This window comes from Micromonospora sp. NBS 11-29 (assembly GCF_002140155.1).
In the GTDB taxonomy this organism is placed as follows: Bacteria; Actinomycetota; Actinomycetes; order Mycobacteriales; family Micromonosporaceae; genus Micromonospora.
This window is the reverse complement of sequence record NZ_NAPR01000013.1, coordinates 745,584-762,802: the sequence shown is the minus strand read 5'-3', so window position 1 is coordinate 762,802 and position 17,219 is coordinate 745,584. Positions and strand designations below refer to the sequence as shown.

At 74.3% G+C, this 17,219-nt stretch carries 18 protein-coding genes and 1 pseudogene; 8 read left to right on the top strand and 11 right to left on the bottom strand.

Going from position 1 to position 17,219, the window contains the following annotated elements:
* Positions 1 to 100: 100 nt before the first annotated feature.
* The gene (gene rpmB / locus B1205_RS20015; RefSeq protein ID WP_089156967.1) at positions 101 to 292 is read left to right on the top strand and encodes a 50S ribosomal protein L28; all 192 of its coding nucleotides are present in this window, start codon (positions 101 to 103) and stop codon (positions 290 to 292) included.
* Between the two features lie 88 nt (positions 293 to 380).
* On the opposite strand, the gene B1205_RS20010 is transcribed toward rpmB, so the two are convergent.
* Positions 381 to 848, bottom strand: coding sequence for a GNAT family N-acetyltransferase (locus B1205_RS20010; RefSeq protein WP_089156966.1), 468 nt, complete (start codon positions 846 to 848; stop codon positions 381 to 383).
* Between the two features lie 61 nt (positions 849 to 909).
* The gene (locus tag B1205_RS20005; RefSeq protein ID WP_176308703.1) at positions 910 to 1,860 is read right to left on the bottom strand and encodes a thiamine-phosphate kinase; all 951 of its coding nucleotides are present in this window, start codon (positions 1,858 to 1,860) and stop codon (positions 910 to 912) included.
* A gap of 166 nt (positions 1,861 to 2,026) precedes the next feature.
* On the opposite strand from B1205_RS20005, the gene B1205_RS20000 reads away from it, so the two are divergent.
* The gene (locus B1205_RS20000) at positions 2,027 to 2,260 is read left to right on the top strand and encodes an Lrp/AsnC ligand binding domain-containing protein (RefSeq protein ID WP_088646044.1); all 234 of its coding nucleotides are present in this window, start codon (positions 2,027 to 2,029) and stop codon (positions 2,258 to 2,260) included.
* On the top strand, positions 2,261 to 2,848 hold the full coding sequence (locus tag B1205_RS19995) for a DUF3515 family protein (RefSeq protein ID WP_089156964.1): 588 nt from the start codon (positions 2,261 to 2,263) through the stop codon (positions 2,846 to 2,848).
* Positions 2,849 to 2,861: 13 nt separating this feature from the next.
* On the opposite strand, the gene B1205_RS19990 is transcribed toward B1205_RS19995, so the two are convergent.
* Positions 2,862 to 3,965: a D-alanine--D-alanine ligase family protein gene (locus tag B1205_RS19990; RefSeq protein ID WP_089156963.1), complete on the bottom strand. Its 1,104-nt coding sequence runs from the start codon at positions 3,963 to 3,965 to the stop codon at positions 2,862 to 2,864.
* 167 nt (positions 3,966 to 4,132) lie between these two features.
* On the bottom strand, positions 4,133 to 4,357 hold the full coding sequence (locus tag B1205_RS19985; RefSeq protein WP_089156962.1) for a hypothetical protein: 225 nt from the start codon (positions 4,355 to 4,357) through the stop codon (positions 4,133 to 4,135).
* A 262-nt stretch (positions 4,358 to 4,619) separates the two neighbouring features.
* Between B1205_RS19985 and B1205_RS19980 the strand changes: the two genes are divergently transcribed.
* Together B1205_RS19980 and B1205_RS19975 are read left to right on the top strand one after the other, a co-directional pair.
* A complete protein-coding gene (locus B1205_RS19980; protein WP_089156961.1) occupies positions 4,620 to 5,465 on the top strand; it encodes a helix-turn-helix domain-containing protein in 846 nt (281 codons plus the stop codon).
* Positions 5,466 to 5,469: 4 nt separating this feature from the next.
* Entirely contained in the window at positions 5,470 to 5,670 is a 201-nt protein-coding gene (locus B1205_RS19975) for a DUF397 domain-containing protein (protein ID WP_089156960.1), read from the top strand.
* Between the two features lie 86 nt (positions 5,671 to 5,756).
* Here the strand turns inward: B1205_RS19975 and B1205_RS19970 are convergent, their stop codons facing one another.
* The 4 genes from B1205_RS19970 to B1205_RS19955 form a co-directional block, all read right to left on the bottom strand.
* Positions 5,757 to 6,548, bottom strand: a complete 792-nt coding sequence (locus tag B1205_RS19970; RefSeq protein ID WP_089156959.1) for a putative protein N(5)-glutamine methyltransferase — start codon at positions 6,546 to 6,548, stop codon at positions 5,757 to 5,759.
* Between the two features lie 172 nt (positions 6,549 to 6,720).
* Positions 6,721 to 7,839, bottom strand: a complete 1,119-nt coding sequence (locus B1205_RS19965) for a cystathionine gamma-lyase (RefSeq protein WP_089156958.1) — start codon at positions 7,837 to 7,839, stop codon at positions 6,721 to 6,723.
* Positions 7,836 to 8,843, bottom strand: coding sequence for an NAD(P)H-dependent glycerol-3-phosphate dehydrogenase (locus B1205_RS19960; protein WP_089156957.1), 1,008 nt, complete (start codon positions 8,841 to 8,843; stop codon positions 7,836 to 7,838). The genes B1205_RS19965 and B1205_RS19960 overlap by 4 nt, the downstream gene beginning before the upstream one ends.
* Positions 8,840 to 9,565 (bottom strand): lysophospholipid acyltransferase family protein, encoded by a 726-nt coding sequence (locus B1205_RS19955; RefSeq protein ID WP_089156956.1) that lies wholly within the window; start codon positions 9,563 to 9,565, stop codon positions 8,840 to 8,842. The genes B1205_RS19960 and B1205_RS19955 overlap by 4 nt, the downstream gene beginning before the upstream one ends.
* Positions 9,566 to 9,660: 95 nt before the next feature.
* Here B1205_RS19955 and cofC point away from each other — a divergent pair.
* The 3 genes and pseudogenes from cofC to B1205_RS19940 all read left to right on the top strand — a co-directional run.
* Positions 9,661 to 10,281 (top strand): annotated as a pseudogene (gene cofC / locus B1205_RS31885) (2-phospho-L-lactate guanylyltransferase); the annotation flags it as partial.
* A gap of 417 nt (positions 10,282 to 10,698) precedes the next feature.
* Positions 10,699 to 12,867 (top strand): RNA degradosome polyphosphate kinase, encoded by a 2,169-nt coding sequence (locus tag B1205_RS19945; RefSeq protein ID WP_254910078.1) that lies wholly within the window; start codon positions 10,699 to 10,701, stop codon positions 12,865 to 12,867.
* 40 nt (positions 12,868 to 12,907) lie between these two features.
* Positions 12,908 to 13,789: an NUDIX hydrolase gene (locus tag B1205_RS19940; protein ID WP_176308688.1), complete on the top strand. Its 882-nt coding sequence runs from the start codon at positions 12,908 to 12,910 to the stop codon at positions 13,787 to 13,789.
* Positions 13,790 to 13,864: 75 nt separating this feature from the next.
* Here the strand turns inward: B1205_RS19940 and B1205_RS19935 are convergent, their stop codons facing one another.
* From B1205_RS19935 to leuD, 3 genes are all read right to left on the bottom strand, one after another.
* Entirely contained in the window at positions 13,865 to 15,772 is a 1,908-nt protein-coding gene (locus B1205_RS19935; protein ID WP_089156952.1) for an endonuclease/exonuclease/phosphatase family protein, read from the bottom strand.
* Between the two features lie 96 nt (positions 15,773 to 15,868).
* Positions 15,869 to 16,534, bottom strand: coding sequence for an HU family DNA-binding protein (locus tag B1205_RS19930; protein WP_089156951.1), 666 nt, complete (start codon positions 16,532 to 16,534; stop codon positions 15,869 to 15,871).
* Positions 16,535 to 16,694: 160 nt separating this feature from the next.
* Positions 16,695 to 17,219 (bottom strand): 3-isopropylmalate dehydratase small subunit (gene leuD, locus B1205_RS19925; protein WP_089156950.1); only part of this gene is annotated, 525 nt, incomplete at its 5' end.

Below are 17,219 nucleotides of genomic sequence, written 5' to 3'. Positions count from 1 at the left end.
GCCGGTTGGGCCTACCCCACCACCATCGGGTAACCTGACCAGGTTGCCCGGGCTGCGCCTGGCGGCGACCCCATGAACGTTTCAATCCCAGGAGTATCCCGTGGCTAGCGTGTGCGACGTCTGTGGCAAGGGGCCGGGCTTCGGCCACAACGTGCCCTGGTCCAAGAAGAAGACCAACCGCCGCTGGAACCCGAACATCCAGTCGGTGCGTACCCCGGCCGGTGGCGGCAACACCAAGAAGCTGCAGGTCTGCACCTCCTGCATCAAGGCGGGCAAGGTCGTCCGCGCCTGACGCGGCAGCGCCACCCGAACGTCGTCGGTCGCCGGCGGACCCCGAGGGTCCGCCGGCTTCCGTCGTGCCCACCCACTGGTGACGGCCGTCAGAGGGTACGGCCAAACGAGAGGCAGCCCGGCGCGTCCTGGTAGAAGCCGAAGTTCGGGATCCGTTCGTATCCGGCCGAGGTGTACATGGCGATCGCCTCGGGCTGCTTGTCGCCGCACTCCAGCACGAGCCGCTTGCGGCCGTGGTCGCGGGCGGACCGCTCGACCGCGGCGAGCACCGACCGGGCCACGCCCCGCCCCCGGGCCTCCGGCGCGGTGTACATGCGCTTCAACTCGGCCGTGTCACCGTCCTCGCCGTGGCTGCGCCAGCCGCCGCAACCCACCGGCCGCCCGTCCAGGTAGGCGACGAGGAAGGCGCCGGCCGGCGGCACGAACTCGGCCGCGTCCACCGGTGTGTCATCGCCGCTGCCGCCGTACCGTTCGCCGAGGTCCGCCAGCGCCGCCCGGATCAGCGTCTGCGACTCGGGAGCGTCGAAGCGCCGCTCCCGGATCTCGATCTCACTCACACCGCCAGGTTACGACCGGGGCCTGCCCAGCCCGACCCGCCCGGCCGAGGTCGGACGCAGATCACTCCGCGCGGCGGAAGTGGTCCCAGCCGCGCGGGCCCTCGTAGCCCTCGCCGTCGACGGTGACCTCCGCCGCGCCGGCGGTCACCCGCCCCACCGGCCGCCAGCCCTCCGGCAGGGGCGCGTCCGCCGGGAACGTCGCGGCCAGGGCGTGGTCGTCGCCACCCGCCAAGATCCACGAGTACGGGTCGACGCCGAGGGCCTGCGCCGCGTCGCGCATCTGCCGGGGCACCTCGAACGCGTCCCGGGTCAGGTCGATCGTCACCCGACTGGCCGTCGCGACGTGCCCCAGGTCGGCGAGCAGCCCGTCCGACACGTCGATCATGGCGGTGGCGCCGGCCCGGGCGGCGGCCGGCCCGGCGGGGTAGGGCACCTCGGGCCGGCGGAACGCCTCGACCAGCAGGCGGGGGGTGCGGAAGCCCCGGGACAGCACGGTGTAGCCGGCCGCCGCCCAGCCGGTACGCCCGGCGAGCGCCACCACGTCGCCCGGTCGGGCCCCGGAGCGGACCACCGGCGGACGGCCGGCCAGGTCACCGAGGGCGGTCACCGCGATGGTCAGCGTCGGGCTGGCCGACATGTCGCCGCCGACCACGCTCGCGCCGACCCGGGCCGCCTCCGCGCCCAGCCCGTCGGCCAGTTCCTCGGCCCAGGCCGGGTCCAGCTCGGCGGGCATGCAGAGCGCGACCAGCAGCGCGGTCGGGGTGGCGCCCATGGCGGCGATGTCGGCCAGGTTCGCCGCCGCCGCCCGGTGGCCCACGTCCCGCGCGCCCGACCAGTCGCGGCGGAAGTGCCGCCCCTCGACGAGCACGTCGGTGGAGGCGACCACCCGCCGGTCCGGCGCCGCCACCACCGCGGCGTCGTCGCCGGGGCCGAGCAGACAGCTCTCCCCGTACGACAGCCGGGCGGTCACCCGGTCGATCAGCCCGAACTCCCCGACACCCGCGACCGTCATGCCGTCCCCTCGTCCCGCTCCGTCGTTCCGCATCGCCCGCTCCTCGCCCGCGTCGGCGTGTGCTCGCTCACCGCCTCCGACCTGCGACCGGCACCGATCACGGCCGCTCGGTACGGTAGTTTCACCCTTCGGGCCGCCCGAGGCGGCGACGGACGGAGGTCGAGTCGTGGTTCAGGCGTACATCCTCATCCAGACCGAGGTCGGTCGGGCGCGTGACGTGGCCGGTCTGATCGCGGACCTTGCCGGCGTGGTTCGGGTCGACGCCGTCACCGGGCCCTACGACGTGGTCGTGCTCACCGAGGCGAACACCGTCGACGAGCTGGGCAAACTCATCGTCAGTAACGTGCAGATGGTGCCCGGCATCACCCGCACCCTCACGTGTTCGGTGGTGCGGCTGTAAGTGGAAGAGACGGAGATCTCCCCGGGTCGGGACGGTTCCACCCGTCGGGCCGCGCTCTGGGCGACCCTGGTCGCGGTCCCGGTGACGCTGGCGGTGGCCGGGTTCACGTTCGCCAAGCTCGCCCCGGAGTCCCCGGACGCCGCGCCGAGCCCGTCGGCCAGCCCTCGGGCGCAGTCGAGCGCGCCGGTGGACCTGCCCGCCCCGGTGCTGGCCGACCGCCCGGCCGTGGTCTGCCGCGCCCTGGTGTCGCAGCTCCCCGACAGCGTGCGCGACCTGCGGCAGCGCCCGGTCACCGCGGGTCCGGAGCAGAACGCCGCGTACGGCGACCCGGCGCTCACCGTGGCCTGCGGCGGCACCCCGCCGCTGGTCCAGCCCACGGACGAGGTGTGGACGGTGAACAAGGTCTGCTGGCACCCGGTGCAGGAGGCCGACGCCACGGTGCTGACCACGGTCGACCGGGAGACGCCGGTCCGGGTGCGGGTGCCGAAGACCTACGAGCAGCCGTTGCAGTGGGTGACGCCGATCTCCGACGCGATCGTCAGCGCGGTCCCCTCGGCCGGGAAGGCCCCCGCGGGCTGCTCCGCCTGACGCGCGCCGGCCGTCAGCGGCCGGCGCGGCGGTGCAGGGCGGTACGGATCAGGCGGTTGACCAGCTTCGGATACTCCAGGCCGCTGGCCGCCCACATCCGGGGGAACATCGAGGTCGGGGTGAAGCCGGGCATCGTGTTGATCTCGTTGAGGTAGACCTCCATCCCCGGGGTGACGAAGAAGTCGACCCGGGCCAGGCCGGAGCAGTCAAGCGCGGTGAACGCCCGGGTGGCGTAGTCACGCACCTGCCGGGTCACCGCCTCGGGCAGGTCGGCCGGGACGTCGTACTCGCACACCTCGTCGGCGAAGATGTACTTGGCCTCGAAGTCGTACCAGTCGCGGTCACCGACCATCCGCACCTCGGCGAGCACCGAGGCCTCGGGCGCGCCACCGGCCTCGCCCTCCAGCACGCCGCACTCGATCTCGCGGCCCACCACGGCGCCCTCGACCAGCACCTTGCTGTCGATCTCGCGGGCGGTGGCGAGCGCGGCGTCCAGGTCCGCCCAGTCGTCGACCTTGGTAATGCCGAACGAGGAGCCGGCCCGCGACGGCTTGACGAAGACGGGCAGCCCGAGGCGCTCCTTGTCCTCCTCGCGCAGCGACATGCCGGCGCGCAACACCGTGTACGGGCCGACCGGGATGCCCTCGGCCGCGCAGAGCTTCTTGGTGAACTCCTTGTCCATGGCGGCCGCGGACGCGAACACGTTCGCCCCGACGTACGGGATGTCGGCCATCTCCAGCATGCCCTGGATGGTGCCGTCCTCGCCGTACGCGCCGTGCAGCACCGGGAAGACGACGTCCACGTCGGCCAGCGCCACCGGACCCTGGGCCGGGTCGAGCAGCATCAGGCCGCCGGCGGTCGGGTCGGTGCGCAGCACCAGTTCGGCGCCGGAGCCGGCGGTGACCTCGGGCAGCTTGCGATCGGCGATGGCGAGCCGACTCGGGTCGCCGGTGGCGAGCACCCACTGGCCCTGCCGGGTGATGCCGACCGGGACGACCTCGAACTCGTCCGGATCGAGGGCGGCCAGCACGCTGCCGGCGCTGACGCAGGAGATGCCGTGTTCGGGGCTTCGGCCGCCGAAGACGATCGCCACACGGGTCCTGCCTGGGGTGGTCATGGCGCTCACCCGGTTGACCTTACTGTGCGTCGTGATGGGGGGTGGGTGATACCCGGGGAGACCCGCAGCCGCGTGGCAATCGGTCAATCCGACATATACGGGGAGTGACNCCGGCCGCCCGGCTCCCCGCCCCCGTCGCCGCGTCCACGGGGCGGGCCCGGTGTGGCTCAACTGGCCGGGTGCCGGGGTCGGCGACCGACCGCGAGGACCTTCACCCGCTGCCGGCCGGCCCGCACCATGCCCAGCGCCATGAAAGCGCCGGCGATCCGGTCGGCCGCCTCCCGGTTGCTCGCGCCGACGACCTGCCGTCGGCGCTCCGGGGTGGTCCGCTCGTCCCGCCGATTGCCGTCGGTCGGGCGTACGTCGGTGAGGACCACGAGGAACCGGGTCATTCCCGGCCACCTTCGTCTCCCGGGTGGCAGGTCGTCACCGTCATCGCGAACCCTCCCCGTCTGGCGNGCGGCGATCGGGTTGTGGGGGAGTGAAAAACCCGATCGCCGCGCGCCCCATCCCCTCCGGTCGCTCACCACCACCGTCGCCACGACAACCGGTGGTGAGGACGCCATCACAGATTGACAGGTGGATAGGCATGAATGCAACTCTCATCGGCGTTCTCTCATGCCCTTTTTCCCATCGATGTGCGACCATCGATGCATGGCGCCGAAGACCGCCCGAGCCCGACGGCTCGGCATCGCACTGCGGACCCACCGGGAGGCCGCCGGCCTCACCCTGGAGACCGCGGCCGACGAGATCAACAGCACCCGGAGCACCCTGTCCCGCTACGAGAACGCGCAGACGCTGATCAGCCCCGCCACCGTGCGGGCGCTGCTCACCAGCTACGGCGTGGGCGCCGACGAGATCGCGGCGGCGGTCCAGTTGGCCAAGGACGCGCGCAAGCCCGGCTGGTGGGTGTCCTACTCGTACCTGCTGGACCGGCGCACCATCGACTTCATCGCGCTGGAGGCCGAGGCCACCGGCATCGCGAACTTCGAGCCGTCGGTGGTGCCGGGACTGTTGCAGACCGCCGACTACATCCGCGGGGTGATGCGCGGCGGCCCGCACACGCTCAGCGACGAGCAGGTCGAGCAACGCGTCCAGCTCCGCATGGACCGCCAGCAGCGGATCTCCGGGGAGACCCCGCCGATCCTCGACGCCATCATCGACGAGGGCGCGCTGCTGCGCCCGGTCGGTGGCCGCTCGGTGATGTCCAGCCAGCTCCAGCACCTGCTGAAGATGGCCGAACTGCCGAACATCACCGTGCAGGTGATCCCCCTGGCCGCCGGCTACCACCGGGGCACCCGGGGGTCGCTGCACATCCTGGAGTTCCCCGACCCCGAGGACCCGATCATCGCCTCGGTGGAGACCGTCGCCGGGCAGATGATCCTCGACCGGCCGGGCGACCTGCGTACCTGCACCAAGATCATGGAGCACCTGCGGACCGTGGCGTTGAGCCCGGCGGCCAGTCGGGACCAGCTCCTCCGTCTGCTCAACGAGAGGTGACCGCATGAACGGCACGAACCGCCCCCACCCGACGCCGACCGGTTGGCGCAAGAGCAGCCACAGCGGCGACGAGGGCGCCTGCGTGGAGATGGCGCCGCTGCCGGAGGCGGTCGCGGTCCGCGACTCGAAGGACCCGACCGGTCCGGTGCTGGTCTTCCCGCCGGCCGCCTGGACGGCCTTCACGGCCGCACCGCCGCGCGCCTGACCACGCCACGCCGGCACCGCCGCGCCGGCAGCTGTTAAGCGGGGCCCCCGCCTCTACCAAAGGCGTTAAGCGGGGGCCCCTCCTTGCTATCCGGGTCGGCGGGCGGTGACGACCGTCGCCTCCAGGTCGTCGTCGCGCACCACGGTCGGGACCAGGCCGGCGTCGGTCATCACCCCGCAGAGCACCTCGACCTGGCCGGCGCTCACCTCCACCGCCAGGTGCCCACCGGGGGCCAGCCACTCGACCGCGCCGACGGCCACCCGGCGCAGCACGGCCAACCCGTCCACGCCGCCGTCCAGCGCCACCGGGGCCTCGTACAGCCGCGCCTCGGGCGGCATCGTCGCCACCGCCCCGCTCGGCACGTAGGGGGCGTTCGCCACCACCAGGTCCAGCCGGCCGCGCCAGACCGGCGGCACCGGCTCGAACAGGTCGCCCTGGTAGACCGGGACGCCCAGCGGGTCGAGGTTGCTCCGGGCGCACGCCACCGCGACCGGGTCGACGTCGGCGGCGGCCAACCAGCGGGGGGCCAGCCGGTCGTGCAGCACCAGCGCGGCGGCGCCGGAGCCGCAGCACAGGTCGAGCGCCGCCGGCGCCGGCCCGGCCACCGCCACGGCGGCGTCGACCAGCAGGGCGGTACGCCCGCGGGGCACGAAGACGCCCGGGTGGACGACGACCCGTCGCCCGCAGAACTCGGCCCAGCCGAGCAGGTGCTCCAGCGGCAGGCCGGCGACGCGGCGGTCGACCAGGTGGGTGAGCGCCTCGGCCGAGTCGGCGGCGGCGATGAGCAGCTCCGCCTCGTCCTCGGCGAAGACGCAGCCGGCGGCGCGCAGCCGACGGACGAGGGCGGGACGGTCGGGAGTGAACACGGTCGGTGCCATGGCAAGCCTTTCGGGGAACGCTCGTCGGCGCCCCCGGCGTCGCCTCAGCCCGGGGGCGACACGGACGCGGAGGGAGCGCCGGTCCTCTGCTGGTGGATCGGACTCACCTCCTCCGGTCGGGGCCGCGCGGGCCGTGGCTGCCCGTCACGATAGCGGAGCGGACGGGCCGCCGTCAGCCCGCTGCCGCGTCCATCGCGGCGGCCACGTCGGCGACCAGGTCGGCGGTGTCCTCGACGCCGCAGGAGAGCCGGACGAACCCGGGCGCGGTGTCGTCGCCCCACTGGGCCCGCCGGTCGGCCGTGGTGTGCAGCCCACCGAACGAGGTGGCGGCGGCCACCAGCCGGGACGCGTCGAGGAACCGGGCCACCCGGTCGGCGTCACCCAGGTCGAAGGAGAGCACCCCGGGCATCCGCCGCATCTGCGCCGACGCGATCGGGTACGCCGGATCCGCCGGCCGCCCGGGCCAGCGCAGACCGGTGACGTCGGGCCGGTCGGCGAGCAACCCGGCCAGCGCCTCGGCGTTGGCGGTCTGCCGGGCCAGCCGCAGGTCGACCGTGGCCAGGGAGCGATGGGCCAGCCAGCAGTCGAACGCGCCGGGCACCCCACCGGTGGTGGTCCGCCACCCGGTCACCGCGTCGCGCAGCGCGTCGTCGCGGGTCGCCACGTAGCCGAGCAGCAGGTCCGAGTGGCCGGTGAGCGCCTTGGTACCGGAGGCGACCACCGCGTCCGCGCCGAGGTCCAGCGGACGCTGCCCGAGCGGCGTCGCGGTGGTGTTGTCCACCGCCAGCAGCGCCCCGGCGGCGTGCGCGGCGGCGGCCAGCGCCGCCACGTCGGCGACGTCGAGGCCGGGGTTCGCCGGGGTCTCCAGCAGCACCAGCCGGACCCCGTCGAACGACGGGTACGGCCCGGCGGTGGGCACGAAACCGACGCGTACCCCGGTGCGCTCCAGGGTGTCGGTGGCGAACGCGCGCACCGGGAAGTAGCCGTCGGCGGGGAGCAGCACGGTGTCGCCGGGACGCAGCACGGTCAGCAGGAACCCGGTGATGGCCGCCTGGCCGCTGGCGAAGACCCGGCAGTCACCGCCCTCCAGGTCCCCGATCGCCGCCTCCAGCAGCCGGCGGGTGGGATTGTCCGGCCGCCCGTACCCGTCGGGCGCCGCCGCCGGCCCCCGCCACGGGTCGAGGTGGTAGGGCGCGGCGAAGACCGGGCCGGGCAGGAACGGCTGCCCGGGCGCCGGTTCCGGCAGGCCGGCGTGCACGCTGCGGGTGCCGTCCCCCCATTGGGCGCTCACTCGTACGACTCCGGCTTGGCGGTGCGGCTCATCAGCGCGTCCACGGCCAGGCGGGGGTCCATGCCCTCGTGGCAGATCCGCTCGATCTGCTCGGTGATCGGCATCTCCACCCCGTGTGCCCGGGCCAGGTCCCGGATCGCCAGGCAGCTCTTCACACCCTCGGCGGTCTGCCGGGTGGACGCCTGCGCCTGCTCCAGCGTCTCCCCCCGGCCCAGGTGCTCGCCGAACGTGCGGTTGCGGGCCAGCGGCGACGAGCAGGAGGCGACCAGGTCACCCATGCCGGCCAGCCCGGCGAACGTGATCGGGTCGGCGCCGAGCGCCACGCCGAGGCGGGCGGTCTCGGCCAGGCCCCGGGTCATCAGCATGGCCCGGGTGTTGTCGCCGAAGCCCATCGCGGTGGCGATTCCGTACGACAGCGCGATCACGTTCTTCACCGCCCCGCCCAGCTCGCAGCCGATCACGTCGTCGTTGGTGTACGGGCGGAAGTACGGCGTCCGGATGGAGGCCTGCACCAGCGCCGTACGCCGGCCGTCGGTGCCGGCGACCACGGTGGCGGCCGGCTGCTCGGCGGCGATCTCCGGGGCCAGGTTGGGCCCGGAGACGACCACCACCCGGTCGGCCGGCACCCCGGCCGTCTCCATGATGACCTCACTCATCCGCTTCGTGGTGCCCAACTCGATGCCCTTCATCAGGGACACCAGGGTCGCGTCGGGGGCCAGGTGCGGGGCCCACCCGGCGAGGTTGCCACGCAGCGTCTGCGACGGCACCGAGAGCACCACCACCTCGGCGCCCTCGATCGCCTCGGCGGCGTCGCCGGTGGCGGTCACCCGCTCCGGCAGGCGCACGTCCGGCAGGTACTCCGGGTTGCGCCGTTCGGCGCGGATCGCCTCGGCCACCGAGGCACGCCGCGCCAGCACGGTCACGTCCCGTCCGGCGTCGGCGAGGATCTTGGCGAACGCGGTCCCCCAGGACCCGGCGCCCAGCACCGCGACGTGCCCGCTCATTCGGACACCTCCGGCGTGCCGGTGCGGGCCGGGCGCTGCCAGAGCGGCGGTGGGGTGCCGCCGCGGATCTCCGCGACCAGGTCCCGGATCCGCAGCATGACGGCGTCGGTCATCTCCTCCAGGATGGCCCGGGTCGGGGTGGCGCCCGCCCACCGGCTCAGGTCGACCGGCGGCCCGGCGACCACCGTCACCGGCGTACGCGGGCGCAGCCCGAACCGGGCCGTCCGCGGGTCGAACATCCGTTCCGGACCGACCATGGCGACCGGGATCACCGGGGCGCCGGTGGCCAGCGCCAGCCGGGCCGCCCCGGTCTTGCCCTTCATCGGCCAGAGCTGCGGCTCCCGGGTGGTGGTGCCCTCCGGATAGATCACCACCGCGCCTCCCTCGTCCAGCGCGGCGATCAGCTTGTCCAGCGACTTGACCGCCTCGACGCTGCCGCGCTCGACCGGGATCTGCTTGCACCGGTGCAGGATCCAGCCGATCACCGGCACCCGGAACACGCTGGCCTTGCCGAGGAACTGCGGCCAGCGCCCGGCGTCGTAGATGAAGTGCGCGGAGACCAGCGGGTCGGCGTGCGAGATGTGGTTGGGCACGATGATGACGCCGCCGTCGCCGCGCAGGTGCTCCATGCCCCGCCAGGTGCGCCGGGTCCAGACTGTCAACACCGGCTTCACCACCACCACGGCGAGCCGTTGCCAGAATCCCAGCTTCCGCGGTGCCACCCTGCCTCCTCGTTCGCCCCACGCGCCCCGGGAGAGAATCATGCCTGCTCGCCCCCGGTCCGGCCAGTGCGGGTGCCACCGCCCGCGCTGGCAGGATGGTCACCGTGCCTGAGCCCAGCTGGACCGTGGTGATGCCGGTGAAGCGCCTCGGGGAGGCGAAGAGCCGTCTGCGCGGCGCGTTGCCCGGCGTACCCCACGAGGAGCTGGCGCTGGCGCTGGCGGCCGACACCCTGCACGCGGCGCGGGCGTGCCCGGCGGTCGGGCGGGTCCTGGTGGTCACCGACGACCCGCGGGTGACCGCGGCGGCGACCGCGGCGGGCGCCGGGGTCGTCACCGACCCGGGCGGTGGGCTCAACGCGGCCTTCCGGCACGGCGCGGCGGTCGCCGGGCCGCGCGCCGCGGTGGCCGGCGTCACCGCCGACCTGCCGGCGCTGCGCCCGGCCGAGCTGGCCGCGGCGCTGCGCACGACCGAGGGGGTACGCGGGTTCGTGGCCGACGCCCCGGGCGGCGGCACCGTGCTGCTCGCCGCGCCGGCCGGGGTGCCGCTGGCGCCCCGCTTCGGGCCCGGCTCGGCCGGCGCGCACGCCGCCAGCGGGGCGCTGCCGCTGGTCGGCGACTGGCCCAGCCTGCGCCGGGACGTGGACATCGCGGCCGACCTGGCCGCCGCCGCCGGGTTGGGCGTCGGCCCGCGCACCGGCGCACTGCTGGCCGCGGCCGGCGACCCGCTCCGGTACGGTGCTGGCATGCAGGGCACGGTGGCCACCTACGACGCGTCGACCCGCAGCGGGGTGCTGCTGCTCGACGACGGCACCGAGCTGGCCTTCCCGGCCCGCGCGTTCGACGCGTCCGGGCTGCGGCTGCTGCGGCTGGGGCAGCGGGTGCGCGTCGAGCGGGACACCGCCGGCGAGGTCGTCCGGGTCGCCCTGGTGACGATGGCCTGACCAACTTGAGCGGAGTTCATTTTCCGTTCACCCTGGTCGGGGAATCATGAAGTGGTGAGCACCCCTCGCGAGCACTCCGACGGTCCGCCGCCCAGCCTCGACCCCGGCACGTCCCGCAACGGCCGCCCGACGCGCGGCCCGGACGGACGGTTCCGCCCGACCCGCCCGCCCGAGGAGCGCCTCGACGCGGACCTGGACGCGGCCGGCGCCAGCGGGCTGGACGAGCCGCTCGACCCGGTCGAGGGGCCCGGTCCGGTGCCGGCGACCGACCCGGCGGCCCAGCCGCCGGCCGTCGAGCCGCTGCCGGAGGACCGCTTCCTCAACCGGGAGCTGTCCTGGCTCGACTTCAACGCCCGGGTGCTGGCGCTCGCCGAGGACCCGCGGACGCCGCTGCTGGAGCGGGCGAAGTTCCTGGCGATCTTCGCCGGCAACCTGGACGAGTTCTACATGGTCCGGGTGGCCGGGTTGAAGCGGCGGCTCTCCGCCGGCCTGCCGGTACGCGGCGGCGACCGGCTGCCGCTGCGCACCCAGCTCGAACTGATCACGGAGAAGGCCGCCGACCTGGTCACCCGGCACGCCGCCTGCTTCGTCGACGACGTGCTGCCCCGGCTCGCCGAGGAGGACGTCCGCATCCTGCGCTGGAGCGACCTGGACGACGCCGAGCGGGAGCGGCTGCGCACCTGGTTCCGGGAGCACATCTTCCCGGTGCTCACCCCGCTGGCGGTCGATCCGGCGCACCCGTTCCCCTACATCTCCGGCCGGTCGCTGAACCTGGCCGTCTCGGTCCGCGACCCGGACGGCGGCTCGGAGCTGTTCGCCCGGGTCAAGGTGCCGAACAACGTGCCCCGGTTCGTCCGGGTCGCCCGGGACCGGCCGGGCGTGCGGTTCCTGCCGGTGGAGGACCTCATCTCCGTCCACCTCGGCCAGCTCTTCTCCGGCATGCAGGTGGTCGAGTGTCACCTGTTCCGGGTCACCCGCAACGCCGAGGTGGAGGTCGACGAGGACCGCGACGAGGACCTGCTCCAGGCCCTGGAGCGGGAGTTGGCCCGGCGCCGGTTCGGCCCGCCGGTGCGGCTGGAGGTGGCCGCCTCCATCTCCGACCACATGCTGGAGCTGCTGGTCCGCGAGCTGGACATGGACGACCACGACGTGCTTCGGGTCCGCGGCCTGCTCGACCTCTCCGCGCTCTGGCAGGTCTACGAGGAGGCCGACTGCCCCGCCCTCAAGGAGCGGCCGTTCGTGCCGGCCACCCATCCCCGGCTGGCCGAGGGCGAGGTGCCGCGCAGCGTCTTCGCCACCCTGCGCGACGGCGACGTGCTGGTGCACCACCCCTACCACTCGTTCGCGACCAGCGTGCAGCGCTTCGTCGAGCAGGCCGCGGCCGACCCGAACGTGCTCGCCATCAAGCAGACGCTCTACCGCACCAGCGGCGACTCCCCGATCGTGGACGCGCTGGTCGACGCCGCCGCCGCCGGCAAGCAGGTGGTGGTGCTGGTCGAGCTGAAGGCGCGCTTCGACGAGGTGGCCAACATCGGCTGGGCGCGCACCCTGGAGCGGGCCGGCTGCCACGTCGTCTACGGCCTGGTGGGCCTCAAGACGCACTGCAAGACCGCGCTGGTGGTGCGCCAGGAGGGCAACCAGATCCGGCGCTACTGCCACATCGGCACCGGCAACTACCACCCGAAGACGGCCCGGCTCTACGAGGACTTCGGCATGCTCACCGCCGACCCGGAGATCGGCGCCGACCTGACCGACCTGTTCAACGTGCTCACCGGCTACAGCCGGCAGACCGCTTTCCGGCGGCTGCTGGTCGCCCCGCAGGGCATCCGCAGCGGCCTCATCGAGCGGATCGAGCGGGAGATCGAACACGTCCGGCTGGGCATGCCGGGGCTGGTGCAGTTCAAGGTGAACGCGCTGGTCGACGAGGAGATCACCGACGCGCTCTACCGGGCGTCCCGGGCCGGCGTGCACGTGGACCTGCTGATCCGGGGCATGTGCATGCTGCGCCCGGGGGTGCCGGGGCTGTCGGAGAACATCCGGGTCCGCTCGATCCTCGGCCGGTTCCTGGAACACTCGCGGATCTTCCGGTTCGGCAACAACGGCGACGCCGAGTTCTGGATGGGCTCGGCCGACCTGATGCACCGCAACCTGGACCGTCGGGTGGAGGCGCTGGTGCAGGTGAGCGACCCGGTGGCCCGCGCCGAGCTGGACCATGTGCTCGCCGCCGCGTTCGACCCCGAGGTGGACGCGTTCGAGCTGGCCGCCGACGGCACCTGGCACCGGCGTACCGGCACCGACGACACGCCGCTGACCCACCTCCAGGACCTGCTGCTGCGCCGGGTCGGCGGCCGGGCGGACTGACCGCGACGTGACACCCGACGGGCGGGCATACGGTGGGCGGATGAGCGACGACGAGCCGGTGCGGATCCGGGCGGCGGGCGGGGTCGTCTGGCGCCCGGGTCCGGCCGGTTTCGAGGTCTGCCTGGTGCACCGGCCCCGATACGACGACTGGTCGCTGCCCAAGGGCAAACTGGACGCCGGCGAGCACCCGCTGGTCGCCGCCGTCCGGGAGGTCGCCGAGGAGACCGACGTACGCGCGGTGCCGCAGGTGCGCCTGCCCACGATCCGTTACCGCAGCGAGGGTCGGCCCAAAGCGGTCGACTGGTGGTCGATGCGGGCGGTCGGCAGCGGCGGCTTCCAGCCCGGGACGGAGGTCGACGAGGTGGCCTGGTTCCCGGCCGACGTGGCGGCCCGCCGGGTCAGCTACCCGCACGACGCCGAGGTGATCGCCGCGTTCGCGGCGCTGCCACCGGTCACCGCGACCCTGCTGCTGGTCCGGCACGCGCACGCCGGCAAGCGGGGCACCTGGAGCGGCCCGGACACCGGTCGCCCGCTGGACGCCGAGGGCCGGGCCCAGGCGCGGGCGTTGGTCCCGCTGGTGGCCCTGGTCCAGCCGGTACGCCTGCTGTCCGCCTCGGCCCGCCGGTGCGTGCAGACCCTCGACCCGGCGGCGGCCCGGCTGGACCTGCCGATCGAGGTCTGCGGCGACTTCGACGAGCCGAAACCGGGCCAGCAGGCCGCGGAGTGCGCGCTGGCCGCCGCCGCCCGGCTGGCCACGCTGGCCGCCGCCGCCGAGCCGGTGGCGGTGTGCAGTCAGGGCAAGGTGATCCCGGGGGCGCTGGAACGGTTGACCGGCCGCGCCGACGACTTCACCACCGCCAAGGGCGGCGGCTGGTTGCTCCCCTTCGCCGGCGACCGCCTCCTCTCCCCCGACCGGCTGTAAGGCGGGGGCCCCGCTTAACGCTTTCGGTATAGGCGGGGCCCCCGCTTAACACCGGCTGTTAAGCGGGGCCCCCGCCTAACGCGCATGCGCACCCGCATGCGCACCCGCACCCGCACCCGGCAGTGCCACCGTCACCCGCACCGGCAGGTGGTCGCTGGCCTCGGTGTTCGGGGCGCGGGCCTCGGTGGGGGTCAGGGTGGGCGAGACGAAGACGTGGTCGATCTGGGCGCGCGGGTCGTCGGCCGGGCTGGTCCACAGCGGCCGGGCCGGTGCCAGCGCGTCCACCAGGCCGGCGCGGGTGAACTCGGCGAACGCCGGATCGTCCGGCTCGGTGTTCAGGTCGCCGCCGAGCACCAGCGGACGGCCGGCGGCGTACCCGCGGGCGAACGCGGCCACCTCGCGCGCCTGCTCCACCGGGTCCCGGCCGGGCGGCGGTTGCAGGTGGGTGGCGACCACGGCCAGCTCGCGACCGCCCAGGTCGAGCGTGACGCCGAGGGCCTGCGCGCCGGTCGGCGCGCCGTGCGCGGCCAGCGGCCGGGTCCGGCCGGACCGCGCCGGGAAGCGGCTGAGCACCGCGTCGCCCCACACCGGGTCGGCGGCGGGCGCGAAGACGTACGGCATCCGCAGCCGCCCGGCCAGCAACGCCAGCGTGTCGTGACCGCCGTTGAGCCACCAGCCCCGGTCGACCTCGCTGAGCAGCACCACGTCCGCACCCCGCAGCGCCCGGGCCGTCGCGTCGAGGTCCAGCCGGCCGTCCAGGCCGAAGCCCATCCGGATGTTGTACGCGGCGACCCGTACCGCCGCCGGCGGCGGGCTCGCGGGCCGAGGAGCGGACGGCGGGGCGTGATGGAACTGCGGCGCGAACGCGGTCGGCAGCACCAGCGCGAATGCGCCCCACCGCCGGGCCGGCTCCGGCAACGCCAGGGTGGACCAGGCCGGCCCGGTGAGCGCCACCAGAACGACCAGGACGGCCACGGCGACCGGCACCCACCCGTTGGGGTACCCGAGGTCGTAGGCGGCGTAGTAGGCCACGGTGGCGACCGCGAGGACGAGCATCCCGAGAACCGCCGCGCGTCCGCGCCGCGCCGCCACCCGGCCGGCCGGCCCCGCGCCGTCCCCGTCACCGGCCGCGTCGGTGAGGGCCAGGCAGCCGCCCAGACCGGCGGCGGTGAGAAGGTACGCCGGCAGCAGCCGGTCGGCGGCGAACAGCAGCACCCCGGCGGACAGCGCCACCGGCCAGAGCACCCGGACGAGCTGCGCCGGCGGGCGGAACAGCGCGGCCACCAGGAACAGCAGGACGGCGTACGCCCCCAGCGAGGAACCGCCGGCGGGGCGGGCCAGGCCGGGGAAGTCGGACGATCCGCCACCGGTGGCGGCACTCCACACCGCCGGGGCGAGCGCGACCTGGTTGGCCAGCAGCAGCACCGGTCCGCACAGCAGCCACGCCCGACGCCCGACGGTGGACGCCGACGGCTGCGTGGCGAACGCGGTCGCGGTGAGAAACGCCGCCACCAGGGCCACGCTCAACGTCCAGCCGAGCGCGCCGCCGCGCCAGACGAGGTCCTCGGTGCCGAGCAGGGCGTGCCCGGCCGCGTTGCCGGCCACGCCGAACGCCAATCCGGGTACCGGCCGGTCCACCGTCGCGGCGGTGGCGGCGAGCCAGACCAGCCCGGCGAGCAGCCCGGCGCAGGCGAGCCAGAGTTGGGCGGCACCGCCGGGCGCGGCGGTCAGGGCGAGCCGTACGGCGGCCAGCGCGCCCGCCGCGGCGAGCCCGACCGGCCGGGCGCCGAGCCGGCGTACCAGGGTGGGGGCGGCCAGCGCGAGCACGAACCAGCCGAGCGCGAACGCGCCGAGCAGTTCGGCGGGGGTCTCGGCGGCGCGGCCGAACAGGGTGATGACCGACGGGAGCCAGACCCGCAGCACGTCCAGCAGGACCGCGACGCCCAGGGCGAGCGGGAGGGTGGAGAGGTGACGGTGCCGCACGGGCGCCTCTTCTCGTGACCGACGGGGGTTTCGGCACGGCGATTCTGCAGAGGCGGTACGGCGGNGAACGGTGGGCGCCCTCGACGGGCCGTCCGGTCAGCGCCGGGTGGCGGCCTTCTTGGCGGGGGCCTTCTTCGCCGCCGTGGTCTTCTTCGCCGTGGCGGACTTCGCCGCGGTCGTCTTCTTGGCCGTGGTGGTCTTCTTCGCCGTGGCGGACTTCGCCGCGGTCGTCTTCTTCGCCGCCGCGGTCGTCTTGGTCGCGGTGGCCTTCTTGGCCGGCGCGGCCTTCTTGTTCGCGGCGGTGGTCTTGGTGGCCTTCGCCGCCGTGGTCTTCTTGGTGGCCCCGGCGCTCTTCGCCGCCGTGGTCTTCTTCGCCCCGGTGGACTTGGCGGCCCCGGTCGACTTCGCGGCCGCCGTGGACTTGGCGGCCCCGGTCGTCTTGGCGGCCCCCGTCGTCTTCTTCGCGGCGGCGGTGTCCTTCGGCACCTTGCCGCTGGCCACCATCTCCTTGAAGCCCGCGCCCGCCCGGAAGGTCGGGACGGAGGTCTTCTTGACCTTCACCGCCTCGCCGGTCCGCGGGTTGCGCGCTGTTCGGGCCCCTCGGACGCGCTTCTCGAACGCTCCGAAACCGGTGATCGCCACCTTCTCGCCCTTGGTGACCGCCGCCTGGACCTCAGCGAGAACCGCGTCGAGCGCGGCCGTCGCCGTCTTCCGGTCCCCCAGGCGAACGGCGAGCGCCTCGATGAGCTCGGCCTTGTTCACGACTTCCTCCCGATTGTGCAACTGACTCGACGCGAGCCATTCTGCGCGCACGGTATGCCCTGTGCTGCCTGGACACAAACATTCGGTGGAAAAAAGCCCTTGTGTCGCAACGGATTCGCCCCCACCGGCACGGCCGGTGGGGGCGAAAAGGGCTCCGAGGTCAGGCGATCGAGGGCAGGAACGCCGGCCGGGCGGCCTCGTACGCGCCGATCTCGGCCTCGTGGCGGAGGGTGAGTCCAATGTCGTCCAAGCCCTCCATCAGCCGCCACCGGCTGTGGTCGTCCAGCGGGAAGGCCCAGGTGGCGTCCCCGGCGCGGACCTCGCGCGCACCGAGGTCGACGGTGACCGGAGTGGTCGGGTCGGATTCGGCGAGCGCCCAGAGTTGCTCCACGGCGGCCAATTCCAGCTCGACCGGAAGGAGACCTTCCTTCAACGCGTTGCCCCGGAAGATGTCACCGAAGCGGGGGGCGACGACGGCCTTGAACCCCCAGTCCCGCAGCGCCCAGACGGCGTGCTCGCGGGACGAGCCGGTGCCGAACTCCGGACCCGCCACAAGAATCGACGCTCCCGAATAGGTGGGATCGTTGAGGATGAATGCCGGGTCCTCCCGCCAGGCGCTGAACAGCCCGTCGGCGAAACCCGTCCGGGTCACCCGCTTGAGGTACACGGCGGGGATGATCTGGTC

Coding starts and splice junctions, on each gene's coding strand:
- B1205_RS20005 (WP_176308703.1), bottom strand. CDS start 1,860: ATGACGGTCGCGGGTGTCGGGGAGTTCGGGCTGATCGACCGGGTGACC.
- B1205_RS19990 (WP_089156963.1), bottom strand. CDS start 3,965: ATGACCACCCCAGGCAGGACCCGTGTGGCGATCGTCTTCGGCGGCCGA.
- B1205_RS19985 (WP_089156962.1), bottom strand. CDS start 4,357: ATGACCCGGTTCCTCGTGGTCCTCACCGACGTACGCCCGACCGACGGC.
- B1205_RS19980 (WP_089156961.1), top strand. CDS start 4,620: ATGGCGCCGAAGACCGCCCGAGCCCGACGGCTCGGCATCGCACTGCGG.
- B1205_RS19975 (WP_089156960.1), top strand. CDS start 5,470: ATGAACGGCACGAACCGCCCCCACCCGACGCCGACCGGTTGGCGCAAG.
- B1205_RS19970 (WP_089156959.1), bottom strand. CDS start 6,548: ATGGCACCGACCGTGTTCACTCCCGACCGTCCCGCCCTCGTCCGTCGG.
- B1205_RS19960 (WP_089156957.1), bottom strand. CDS start 8,843: ATGAGCGGGCACGTCGCGGTGCTGGGCGCCGGGTCCTGGGGGACCGCG.
- B1205_RS19940 (WP_176308688.1), top strand. CDS start 12,908: ATGAGCGACGACGAGCCGGTGCGGATCCGGGCGGCGGGCGGGGTCGTC.